We start from the raw sequence: 10,811 nt of genomic DNA, 5'->3' as shown, positions 1-10,811 counted from the left end.
TTCCGCTAGACTTCGTCGCTTCCCCAGTCCCTGCCAAAGCGCCCTGACGATCCCATGCCGCAAAACAACATTACCCCACCGCTGATAGAGTTCAAGGGAAGCACCCTGCCGGTCGTCACGGTCAGCCTGCGATCCCTGCAACTGGGCGAACTCGGCGAAGCAGCCAACGCCCTGTTCGGTGACGATCCGTTTTTCGATGGCGAGGCGGCGGTGCTCGACTTGTCACAGGCTGGCGCGGTGTCGTCGGCGAAATGGCAGTTTTTGAAAGAGCTTTTCCGAGCCCACGGGCTGAATGTGATGGGTGTACGGGGCGGCAGCGACGAGCTTCGCCAGAGTGCCCGCACTGCCGGCCTGCCGACCTACGCGGCGGTCGACCGTTCGGCACGCGCACTGCCGCCAGCTGATGAGGAGCGTTCAGGGCCCGCGCCAACCGGCGCGCCGGCAATGGCGGCAGCAGCGCCGCCGCCAGCGCCTCCGGCAGCGAAACCCGAGCCCACTGCCAGTACGCTTGCAAGCACCAAGTCGGCGACACTGTTCCTCACCCGGCCCTTGCGTTCCGGGCAACAGATCTATGCTCGTGGTGGCGACCTGGTCGTTCTCGCCGCGATCAACTCTGGTGCCGAAGTGATCGCCGACGGCCACATCCACATCTACGCCCCCTTGCACGGTCGCGCGCTGGCAGGCGCCAGCGGCGACACCGAGGCGCGCATTTTCAGCACCCGTTTCGATGCTCAACTGGTCTCGATTGCGGGCCTCTATCGGACTTTCGACAGCGGCGTTCCGGCCGACCTGGCAGGCCAGACGGTACAGGTCAGGCTCACTGAAAAAACTGGCGACAGCTTAGGGAAACTCATCGTCGAGCCGATCTAGACGGATTAACAACGATGCAGGCACTGGCAATAGCATTGCAACGACGGCGCCAGTCAACAGAACTCCCATTCTGCGGGTAGAATCCCAGCTTTAACCTGCGGGGAAAGATCTGTGACACGTATCGTCGTCGTAACGTCCGGCAAGGGTGGGGTCGGCAAGACCACCACCAGCGCCAGCTTCGCATCAGGCCTCGCTCTGCGTGGTTACAAAACTGCGGTCATTGATTTTGACGTCGGCTTGCGCAACCTCGACCTGATCATGGGCTGCGAGCGCCGTGTGGTCTATGACCTGGTCAACGTCCTCAACGGCGAGGCAACGCTCACTCAGGCGCTGATCAAGGACAAGCATTGCGAGAACGGCAATCTCTTCGTCTTGCCGGCTTCACAGACTCGCGACAAGGACGCGCTCAGCGAAGAAGGAGTGGAGAAAGTTCTCAAGGAACTCGAACACATGGCCTTCGATTACGTCATCTGCGATTCACCGGCGGGCATCGAGCGCGGCGCAGTTCTGGCCCTGACCTTTGCCGACGAAGCGCTGGTGGTCAGCAATCCCGAGGTGTCCTCGGTACGCGACTCAGATCGTATCCTGGGCATCATCCAGGCCAAGTCACGCCGCGCCCTGAGCGGCGGCGAGCCGGTCAAGGAGCATCTGCTGATTACGCGCTATTCGCCCAAGCGCGTCGAGGACGGGGAAATGCTCTCGTACAAGGACGTGCAGGAGATTCTGCGCGTGCCGATCATCGGCGTCATTCCCGAGTCCGAGGTGGTACTGCAATCGTCAAACGCTGGCTCACCGGCGATCCACCTTGCCGGTAGCGACGTTGCCGGCGCTTACCTTGACGTGGTTGGCCGTTTCCTCGGCGAAACCATCCCGCTACGTTACGTCGACTACGAGAAGCCCGGCCTGTTCAAGCGATTCTTCGGGGGGAAATAAGGATGTCCCTGTTCTCCCTGATCTTCGGCGGCAGCAAGCCCAGGACGGCGTCCATTGCCAAGGAACGCCTGCAACTGATCATTGCCCACGAACGCAACGGCAGCAACAACACGCCGGACTTCCTGCCAGCCTTGCAGCAGGAATTGATGGCCGTGATTTCCAAGTACATCTCGGTCAACCCCGACGACATCAAGGTGTCAATCGAGAAGCAGGGAAACATGGAAGTTCTCGAGGTGAACATCGTCATGCCGGACACCGCCAGCAAGACCTAGGTTGAGGCTCAACGGCCAAGCTGGGCGCCACGGCGCCAGAATGAGAGCCGGAGGCTGCCGCCTCGCACCCCGAAAACGGGGCTTGACTACCTTGCCTGAGAGTGCCGCTTGGTGATTGGTCTGCGGGCCACGCGATATCGGGAAACCCGACTGATGAATCTCGTCGGCAGGCAAGATCGTCTGTTTTTCGGGCGCCAATCGCGGTAGAATTCCGATCTTGCCTTGCGCCCCGGCACCTCACCGCCATGGAATTCCTCGGATTTACGCTTCGCAACAACCTGTTTGTCGCGCCGATGGCAGGTGTGACCGATCGACCTTTCCGGCAACTTTGCAAGAGCCTGGGCGCCGGCCTCGCGGTCTCCGAGATGGTGACCTCGAACTCGCTGCTCTACGGTAGCGCGAAGACTCGCCGGCGCGCCAATCATGAAGGCGAAGTGGCCCCGATCTCGGTGCAGATCGCTGGCGCCGACCCCGCAATGATGGCAGCTGCCGCACGCTACAACGTCGATCGCGGAGCACAGATCGTCGACATCAACATGGGCTGCCCAGCCAAGAAGATCTGCAACGTCATGGCCGGCTCGGCCCTGCTCCGCGACGAGCCGCTGGTGGGAAAGATCCTCGCGGCGGTAGTCAATGCGGTCCCGCAGACGCCAGTGACCCTGAAGATCCGAACCGGCTGGGACACCAGCAACCGCAACGCCCTGAGCATTCTGAAGATCGCCGAGCAGTCGGGTATCCGGGCACTGGCGATGCACGGGCGGACACGCGCCTGTGGCTACAGCGGACACGCCGAGTACGACACCATCCGCGCGGTGAAGGCCGCGGCCCGCATTCCGCTGATCGCCAACGGCGATATCGTCTCACCGGAAACGGCAAAGTTCGTTCTCGACAGCACCGGTGCCGACGCTCTGATGATCGGCCGTGCGGCCCAGGGCCGCCCCTGGCTGTTCCGTGAGATCGAGCATTTCCTGAAAACCGGCACACATCTGCTGCCGCCCCGAGTCACGGAAATTCATCGCATTCTGCTTGCCCACCTGGAAGACCTTTATCTCTTTTATGGCACAGAGACCGGCGTGCGCATCGCGCGCAAGCATATCTCCTGGTACACCAAGGGTCTGGTCGGATCGGCCGCATTCCGCCACATGATGAACCAATTGCCGACCATCGCCCTGCAGCGGCAAGCGGTCAACGACTTTTTCCTGACGCTCGCCGAGCATCACGAGCACCTGCCCTACGTCAATAGCGATCCGGCCGCGCCGGTGCTAAGCAACGCCCATTGTGAGGATCTCGCCGCATGAAGCGACATCACGACGAGGAAGAAGATATTGCCAGTTTCGTCCGCAAGGCACTGGAAAGCTATTTCCTGCACCTTGACGGCGAAAAGCCGGCGCCGGTTTACGAGATGGTGATCAAAAGCGTCGAACGCCCGATGCTCGAAGTCGTTCTCAAGCAGGCCGGCGGCAACCAGACTTTCGCTGCCGAGATACTCGGAATCAACCGCAACACGCTGCGCAAGAAGCTGGTCGATCACCGGCTAATCGCCTGAACGATCATCGCCTGAACGGCCTTCTTGCTCCAATCCTCCTTCCCCTGCCGCAAACCTGCCCACCATGAAAATACGTCAAGCCCTGATCAGCCTCTCCAACAAGAATCATGCTCTCGAATTTGCCCAGGGCCTGGTCGCCCACGGTGTCAAACTGCTATCGACCGGCGGCACGGCAAAAATCCTGCGTGATGCCGGGCTGGAGGTGACCGAGGTCGGTGATTACACGGGCTTTCCGGAAATGCTCGACGGCCGCGTAAAGACACTGCATCCGAAGGTGCACGGCGGCATCCTGGCCCGCCGCGATCTGCCAGAACACCTGACGACCATTGCGCAACATGGCATTCCGACCATCGATCTGGTTTGCGTCAATCTCTATCCTTTCCGGGAAACGATTGCCAAACCCGAGGTGACGCTCGCCGAGGCAATCGAGAACATCGACATCGGCGGCCCGGCAATGCTGCGTTCAGCGGCCAAGAACTACACCGGCGTAGCCGTGGTCACCGATCCTGACGACTACCCGGCGCTGCTCTCGGAAATGGCGGCCAACGAAGGCGGTCTGACGGCGGCCACGCGCTTCGCCCTGGCCAAGAAGGCCTTCGTACACACCGCGCGCTACGACGCGGCAATCGCCAATTGGCTGACTTCTCTCGACGAAAACGAGCAGGTACAAGCCTTTCCCGAGCGCCTGCAACTCGCCTTTGATCGCGGCGAAACGCTGCGTTACGGCGAGAACCCACACCAGCAGGCCGCTTTCTACCGTGATCCAGAACCAGTTTCCGGTTCGATCGCCAACTACCAGCAGCTGCAGGGCAAGGAGCTCTCGTACAACAACATCGCCGACGCCGATGCCGCCTGGGAGTGCGTCAAGAGCTTCGCGACCCCGGCCTGCGTGATTATCAAGCACGCCAATCCCTGCGGCGTCGCGGTCAGCACCGATCTGCTGTCGGCTTACGAAAAAGCTTTCCAGACCGACTCGACGTCGGCTTTTGGCGGCATCATCGCTTTCAACGGCACGGTCGACACCGACGTCATCCTGGCCATGAACTCGCGCAAGCACTTCGTCGAGGTCCTGCTCGCTCCCGCGTTCACGGCTGCGGCCCGGGAACTGCTGTCCGGAAAGCAGAACCTGCGCGTCCTGGAGTTGCCACTGGCCAGGGTCTACCACGGCTTCGAGATGAAGCGCATCGGCGGCGGCCTGCTGCTACAGACGCCCGACAAGTTCAACGTTCAGGCGTCCGACCTCAAAGTCGTCAGCACCCTGGCGCCGAGCGAGTCGCAAATTGAAGACCTGCTTTTTTTCCTATCGCGTCGCCAAATTCGTCAAGTCCAATGCCATCGTCTTCTGTGGCCATGGCATGACCCTGGGCGTTGGTGCCGGCCAGATGAGCCGCGTCGACTCGACCCGAATTGCCGTAAGCAAGGCGCAGAGCGCCGGCCTCGATCTGGCCGGCTCGGTGGTCGCTTCGGACGCTTTCTTCCCGTTCCGCGACGGTATCGACGTTCTCGCGGCCGCCGGTGCCAAGGCGGTCATTCAGCCCGGGGGATCGATGCGCGACGAGGAGGTGATTGCCGCCGCCAACGAGCATGGACTGACAATGGTGTTCACCGGCGCCCGCCACTTCCGGCACTGAGCAAATTTCAACGAAGGCGGCGGCAGTGAAGGGTATGCCAGGCTCTTTTGAGCCAACCTGGATATCCGAAGCCAGATGGCAATCGTCCTGCTGCGGACCAGCAGCAGGCCGCCATGACCACTCTGAGGGGAGAGGATTTTTATGAAACTACTGGTCATCGGTTCAGGCGGTCGCGAGCATGCACTCGCCTGGTGTCTGGCGAAGACGCCTGGCCTGCAGAAGGTCTTTGTCGCGCCGGGCAACGCCGGCACGGCTGCGGACCGAGCGCTTGAAAATGTCGCCATCACCGATCTCGACGCCCTCGCCGATTTCGCCGAAGAGCAAAAGGTGTCGCTGACCATCGTCGGCCCCGAAGCGCCCTGGCTGCCGGTATCGTCAATCTCTTTCGCGCCCGTGGCCTGAAAATCTTCGGCCCAAGCAAGGAAGCCGCGCAGCTCGAAAGCTCGAAGGACTTCGCCAAGCGCTTCATGGCCAGGCACGGCATTCCGACGGCGTGCTTCGCCACCTTTAGCGAGCGCGCTCCGGCGCAACGCCTACATAGACCAACAGGGTGCGCCAATCGTCATCAAGGCCGATGGTCTAGCCGCCGGAAAAGGGGTGGTGGTGGCGATGACTCGCGACGAAGCGCACGCCGCGCTTGACCGCATGCTGCCGGCCGAAAGTACGTACCGCCGACGGGCAGCACGCCAGCGCAGGTGGTCATCGAAGAGTTCCTGGAAGGCGAAGAAGCCAGCTTTATCGTCATGGTCGACGGCAAGGACGTACTGCCACTGGCATCGAGCCAGGACCACAAGCGTATCGGCGACGGCGACAGCGGCCCCAACACCGGCGGCATGGGTGCCTACTCGCCGGCCCTGGTGGTGACGCCAGAGGTTCACGCCAAGGCGATGCGCGAAATCATCCTGCCGACGGTCCGGGGAATGGCTGCCGAGGGCACCCCCTACACCGGTTTCCTCTACGCCGGACTGATGATCGGCAAGGACGGCTCGGTGAAAACGGTGGGAGTTCAATTGTCGCCTGGGCGACCCGGAAGCCCAACCCATCCTGATGCGCCTGAAGTCCGACCTGTTCACGCTGCTCGACCACGCGGTCGCCGGCAAACTCGACCAGGTCGAAGCCAGTTGGGATCGCCGCGTGGCACTGGGCGTCGTGCTTGCCGCAGCCAACTACCCGGGTACACCGCGTACAGGGGACGTCATCAGCGGTCTGCCGAAAGTCAGCGAATACAGCGAATACAGCGAAGATAGCGAAGACAGCCACATTTTCCCACGGCGGGAACGACGCGAACGCCCGATGGTCAGACGGTCACCGCGGTGGCCGCGTACTTTGCGTCACGGCGCTCGGCGACAACGTCAAGCGAACGCAGAAACGCGCCTACGACCTGATTGTCGTGAATTCACTTCGACGGGCAGTGCAATATCGCCACGACATCGGCCACCCGCGCCGTACCGCGATGAGCAATGCAGCAAGGCAGGGCGGCTCCGGCCAGCGAAAGCTTGCGATGATCGACACGGCACTCCTGAGGAGCTACTTCACCGGCCTGCAGACGCGCATTGTCGCGGCGCTCGAAGATATCGAGGGCACTCCTGGGCCAGCATTCCGTGCCGATGCCTGGCAAAAGCGGAGGGCGAACCGCTTGCCGGCCATGGCTGCACCAGCATTATCGAGGCTGGCCGCGTATTCGAGCGCGGTGGGGTTGCCTTCTCGCAGGTCAGCGGTTCCGCGCTACCCGCTTCGGCGACCGCAAGCGCCCGAACTGGCCGGTCGCGCTTTTGAAGCCATGGGTGTTTCCCTGGTATTACACCCGGAAAACCCTTACTGCCCGACCGCGCACATGAACGTGCGCGGCGCTGGTGGCGAGCAAGGCCGATGCGCCAGCCGGTGTGGTGTTCGGCGGCGGCATGCACCTCACCCCCTACTATCCGGTCAGTGAAGACATCCGGCATTTCACGCCACCTGCAAGAAGCCGTGCAGCCTTTCGGCGATGACGTCTACGGCCGGTACAAGAAGTGGGTGCGACGAATACTTTTTCCTCAAGCACCGCAAAGAGCCCCCGCGGGGTCCGGTGGCGTATTCTTCGATGATCTGAGCGAGGGCGGCTTTGAGCGCTGCTTCGGCCCTGACACAAGCCGTCGGCGAAGCGTTTACCGAAGCCTACCTGCCGATCATCGACAAGCGCCGGGACCTACCCTACGGTGAACGCGAGCGTGACTTCCAGGCCTATCGGCGCGGGCGCTATGTCGAGTTCAATCTGGTCTGGGACCGCGGCACTCTTTTCGGCTTGCAGTCGGGCGGGCGAACGGAATCCATCCTGATGTCACTGCCGCCGATTGTCAAATGGCGTTACGACTGGCAACCCACCGCCGGCAGCCCGGAGGCCGAACTCTACGAGATGCTGCAACCGCGCGACTGGGCCTAGCTAGCCTAAGGTGCAAGTCGTAGACGCGGGTTCACGAACGTCCTTCTCCCGCATGCGGGAGAAGGGACTTAGCCGGGCAATCGAGGTACTGACTGTGACTGCTGAGCTGAGCTGACCGCCAGTCGAAAGCGAGCGTCGCAGGGCGCAGGGCGACCTGCTCGGCAGCTGCCCGGTAGTGCGGCATGGCCTCATCCCAGCGTTCGGTCTGTTCGAAGAGGCGGGCGAGTTCCAGCCTGACCGCGCGCTGATCGACCAGCGATAGCGAAGCCTCGAGGTAGATTTGCGCCTTGCCCCACAAGCGCTGCTGCAAGCACAGGCGGCCCAAAGTGAGTAGTAGTTGTGCGTCCTCGGGATGCTGCGGCAGCCATTTCTCGGCGCGCGCAATACAGGAGGTCAGGTCGCGGCCCCGCACCTGGCCATAGAGTTGTATCAGATCCGAATCCCACTGCGTGTCGAGTTGCTTCTCGATCATCCGCTGCGCCTCATCGTCAACCCCGGTGTTCGAGCAAGGCTTGGCAAGAGGTTTGCGTCAGCCGCAGGCTACGTTCCTTGGCCGGAAATAGCGCGCAGGTAGGCCAGCAATTGGCCCTCGTCCGCCGCCTGCTGCTGGCGGATGGTTTCCTGATGTGCCTGGGTCTTTATTTCCTGCACAGTTCAGGCGGCAAAGCGTCGCGCTTCTCGAGTACGCGCGCCAGTTGCAGGACCTCCGGCCAGTTTCCGCAACCCTGCGGGCACGCAGTTCAAGGCGCAGTGCTGCGATGTGCCGACCAGAGAGTGTCTGCAGCGCCTGCAACACGCTTACGGCCTCACCGTATTGCTCATGGTCAATGGCCATCTCTGCTTCCAGCATCAGCCGTGCAGGGTCGAGACGCGGGTTGTTAACGCGACCGAGCCACTCCTGCTCTTTCTCGGGTTCGCGCAGACCATGCGCCGCTCGCGCTGCCAACAGCGCTGCCAAGCCCGGATCCTGCCCGGCAGCGTAGGCCTCACCGGCTTTCTTCAAGGCCTGCGTGAAACGCCCTTCTAAAAGCAGGCGAATGGCCTCGTGGAAAAGACGCCGTGGCTTTCTCACGACGGCGACGCGCGCGATAGCCAGAAACCCGACTTGGCAGGGAGAGCGTCAGGCCAATGGTGCGCAGCACCAAGAACAGCAGTACGAAGGCGAGAACAAAGAGGATGATCGCCAGACTGAGGGCGACCTCAATACGATACGGTGGTACGATCAGCAGCACATAGCCGTCGTTGGACCCGTGCTGTCAGCGAAACGCCGACAGCCATGGCAGCAAGTGCCAGTAGCCAAAGTAGTCCCTCTCACTGGCGCTCCTGACCAAGCTGACGGCTTGACTGCAGACCTGCTTTCGTTTAAGCGTCGGCATCTCGATGTTGATCTCGGTGGCGATGAGCTGTTCGAGATTGGCTTGCGCGGTCTGCAAACGAGGCAGCGCTGGAATCGAAATAGCGATTCATCCACGCCTGAGCATGCTTGAGCTCGTTCTGGAAAGTCCATTGATCACGGGCCAGCAGAGCGAGGCGTAGCATTCAGCAAACGCAACTTGAGATTTTCGCGCAGAAAGAACGCCTGACCGGGCGTCAGCAAGGCCGGCTCATCGCGGTCAAAAACGCTGGATGCGGACCAGGGATTTCACTTCGCCCCAGACCTCGCGGCCCAACCGCTGCCACAGCTCGGCGCTGACCAGTTTCTGCCAGAAGTTCGACACTGGGTCAGCGCAGGCCATTCGGCAGGCAACTGGCGCTGGGGCGGCCTGCGCGGCATCTTTTCGCGTCGTCGCCATGCGCCGGGGAACGCCCATCGACGGCCAGAGGAATCGTATCGAGCGCATTGATGACGCTTTCCAGGCGCAAGCTCATGGCCGCAACATCGATCTGCGGCAGGCGCGCAGAAGTTCGAGATCGCTGCTCAAAACCTGGCGCAGACTGACGAACTGTGGTCGGCTGCTTGCCGCCAACCGGGTTTCGGCACTTTGCAGGGCGAGGGACGGCGGCCTGCACATTACCTGCCAGCTGCAACTGCTGAGCAGCCAGGGTCAGGCTTTGCTCGACCTCGGCCAGCGCCAACATCATCCCGGCTGCGAGCCACATCCTGGTATAACTTCTCGAGCATCGCCTGCTGGCTCTGCGATTCGCCAACCTTCGCCTCAAGCGCAGCGAGGCGCCCGAGGAGGCCAGCCATCTGATCGCTCGCCCCTTGGACAGGGCGCGGACTTCCGCGCCACTCGAATCGCTATCGGCCAGGCGGCGAGCCAACTCCTGCTGCGTATCGGCCATCTTCTGCCGGGGTTCGAACCACTGCCAGGCCACCAGACCAAGGACTATCAGCACCACCAGCAACCAGGGATTGCGCCAGTCAGGCGACTGCTGACTCGCCGCGGCCGGATTAGCCGCTGGCCCGCTTGCCGCCGGCTGCTCGCTAGCAACTGACGCACCGTCAGACACCGGCTCACTAGCCACGGCTGGCGTCGCTGCAGGATCCTCGACAGCGGCGGGTGTCGCTGCGGGCGGGGGTGGAGCCATCGAGCGTTGCCTGCGCGTCCGGCAAGGGCTTCTGTTGGGCCAGGGGCTCGGCTTCCGATGCCGCTTGTTCGGCCTCCGGCAAGGAGTCCTTTTCGGGCAGCGGATCCGTCTCCGGCCGCTGCTCACTCGCGGGGAAGAAAAGGACTCGCTTTCCAGCGATGTCCGAGAACCCGGCGGCGGCTCGTCTGCTGGCGGCTTGCCAGCCGACTCAGCGGCAGCCTGCTCGGGGAGTGAAGACCTTGGGTCGATTTTTTCTTTCATCATGACCGCCAATTATATACGTTCAGAGCAGCAATGATTCCCAGCATCTGCCGGTTCGGTCAGAATCACCCGCTGCAAACCAAGTTTTCCGCGCCAGCTCGGCAATTCGTGGGTGTGGCACGAACACCGGAGTAGTGCGCGAGACCGCACGGCGCTGGGGCGTCGACAGGTCGACCAGGTACCGCACCCTCCGCTGGAATGAACTGTGAGCCGTCCAAGCTGTCTCGCTGCTCCACAGCGCTTCAAGCACTGCCGCTCTGATCGGGCGCGGAGCGCTGATAACACTTACATAGGCGACCTCGGCCCCGCTTTTCTTTCTCGCAAGCGTCGGCCAGTAACTTCACGAC

11 protein-coding genes and 2 pseudogenes are annotated in these 10,811 nt (G+C 62.2%); 9 read left to right on the top strand and 4 right to left on the bottom strand.

Features of this window, described 5'->3' with window-relative positions; genetic code table 11:
• Positions 1-54 precede the first annotated feature (54 nt).
• The 9 genes and pseudogenes from minC (at position 55) to QZ648_RS25125 (ending at position 7,671) form a co-directional block, all read left to right on the top strand.
• Positions 55-870, top strand: a complete 816-nt coding sequence (gene minC, locus QZ648_RS18040; RefSeq protein ID WP_291997877.1) for a septum site-determining protein MinC — start codon at positions 55-57, stop codon at positions 868-870.
• Positions 871-981: 111 nt separating this feature from the next.
• Complete coding sequence (gene minD, locus QZ648_RS18035) at positions 982-1,803, top strand: septum site-determining protein MinD (RefSeq protein ID WP_169065499.1); 822 nt, start codon at positions 982-984, stop codon at positions 1,801-1,803.
• A gap of 2 nt (positions 1,804-1,805) precedes the next feature.
• Positions 1,806-2,075, top strand: coding sequence for a cell division topological specificity factor MinE (gene minE, locus QZ648_RS18030; protein ID WP_169065500.1), 270 nt, complete (start codon positions 1,806-1,808; stop codon positions 2,073-2,075).
• A 245-nt stretch (positions 2,076-2,320) separates the two neighbouring features.
• The gene (gene dusB, locus QZ648_RS18025; protein WP_169065501.1) at positions 2,321-3,373 is read left to right on the top strand and encodes a tRNA dihydrouridine synthase DusB; all 1,053 of its coding nucleotides are present in this window, start codon (positions 2,321-2,323) and stop codon (positions 3,371-3,373) included.
• On the top strand, positions 3,370-3,621 hold the full coding sequence (locus tag QZ648_RS18020) for a helix-turn-helix domain-containing protein (RefSeq protein WP_169065502.1): 252 nt from the start codon (positions 3,370-3,372) through the stop codon (positions 3,619-3,621). The genes dusB and QZ648_RS18020 overlap by 4 nt, the downstream gene beginning before the upstream one ends.
• 64 nt (positions 3,622-3,685) lie before the next feature.
• A pseudogene (gene purH, locus QZ648_RS18015) lies at positions 3,686-5,252 on the top strand (bifunctional phosphoribosylaminoimidazolecarboxamide formyltransferase/IMP cyclohydrolase).
• Positions 5,253-5,393: 141 nt separating this feature from the next.
• A pseudogene (gene purD / locus QZ648_RS18010) lies at positions 5,394-6,636 on the top strand (phosphoribosylamine--glycine ligase); the annotation flags it as partial.
• A gap of 69 nt (positions 6,637-6,705) precedes the next feature.
• Positions 6,706-7,185: a coproporphyrinogen III oxidase gene (locus QZ648_RS25130; RefSeq protein ID WP_366144200.1), complete on the top strand. Its 480-nt coding sequence runs from the start codon at positions 6,706-6,708 to the stop codon at positions 7,183-7,185.
• A gap of 168 nt (positions 7,186-7,353) precedes the next feature.
• Positions 7,354-7,671: a coproporphyrinogen III oxidase gene (locus QZ648_RS25125; protein ID WP_366144184.1), complete on the top strand. Its 318-nt coding sequence runs from the start codon at positions 7,354-7,356 to the stop codon at positions 7,669-7,671.
• A 31-nt stretch (positions 7,672-7,702) separates the two neighbouring features.
• Here QZ648_RS25125 and QZ648_RS18000 read toward each other — a convergent pair whose 3' ends face one another.
• The 4 genes from QZ648_RS18000 to QZ648_RS17985 form a co-directional block, all read right to left on the bottom strand.
• A complete protein-coding gene (locus QZ648_RS18000; RefSeq protein ID WP_291997876.1) occupies positions 7,703-8,143 on the bottom strand; it encodes a hypothetical protein in 441 nt (146 codons plus the stop codon).
• A 514-nt stretch (positions 8,144-8,657) separates the two neighbouring features.
• On the bottom strand, positions 8,658-8,903 hold the full coding sequence (locus QZ648_RS17995; RefSeq protein WP_291997875.1) for a heme biosynthesis HemY N-terminal domain-containing protein: 246 nt from the start codon (positions 8,901-8,903) through the stop codon (positions 8,658-8,660).
• A 24-nt stretch (positions 8,904-8,927) separates the two neighbouring features.
• Complete coding sequence (locus QZ648_RS17990) at positions 8,928-9,104, bottom strand: hypothetical protein (RefSeq protein ID WP_291997874.1); 177 nt, start codon at positions 9,102-9,104, stop codon at positions 8,928-8,930.
• A 289-nt stretch (positions 9,105-9,393) separates the two neighbouring features.
• Positions 9,394-10,203 (bottom strand): hypothetical protein, encoded by an 810-nt coding sequence (locus QZ648_RS17985; protein ID WP_291997873.1) that lies wholly within the window; start codon positions 10,201-10,203, stop codon positions 9,394-9,396.
• Positions 10,204-10,811: the final 608 nt, after the last annotated feature.

This window comes from Candidatus Accumulibacter sp. ACC012 (genome assembly GCF_907163155.1).
In the GTDB taxonomy this organism is placed as follows: Bacteria; Pseudomonadota; Gammaproteobacteria; order Burkholderiales; family Rhodocyclaceae; genus Accumulibacter; species Accumulibacter delftensis.
The sequence above is the reverse complement of the archived record's forward strand: the minus strand, read 5'-3'. Positions and strand labels throughout refer to the sequence as shown.

What these genes read in the sequence shown, in the direction of transcription:
- minC (WP_291997877.1), top strand. Translation starts at nt 55, where the DNA reads ATGCCGCAAAACAACATTACCCCACCGCTGATAGAGTTCAAGGGAAGC.
- minE (WP_169065500.1), top strand. Translation starts at nt 1,806, where the DNA reads ATGTCCCTGTTCTCCCTGATCTTCGGCGGCAGCAAGCCCAGGACGGCG.
- dusB (WP_169065501.1), top strand. Translation starts at nt 2,321, where the DNA reads ATGGAATTCCTCGGATTTACGCTTCGCAACAACCTGTTTGTCGCGCCG.
- QZ648_RS18020 (WP_169065502.1), top strand. Translation starts at nt 3,370, where the DNA reads ATGAAGCGACATCACGACGAGGAAGAAGATATTGCCAGTTTCGTCCGC.
- QZ648_RS25130 (WP_366144200.1), top strand. Translation starts at nt 6,706, where the DNA reads ATGAGCAATGCAGCAAGGCAGGGCGGCTCCGGCCAGCGAAAGCTTGCG.
- QZ648_RS18000 (WP_291997876.1), bottom strand. Translation starts at nt 8,143, where the DNA reads ATGATCGAGAAGCAACTCGACACGCAGTGGGATTCGGATCTGATACAA.
- QZ648_RS17985 (WP_291997873.1), bottom strand. Translation starts at nt 10,203, where the DNA reads ATGGCTCCACCCCCGCCCGCAGCGACACCCGCCGCTGTCGAGGATCCT.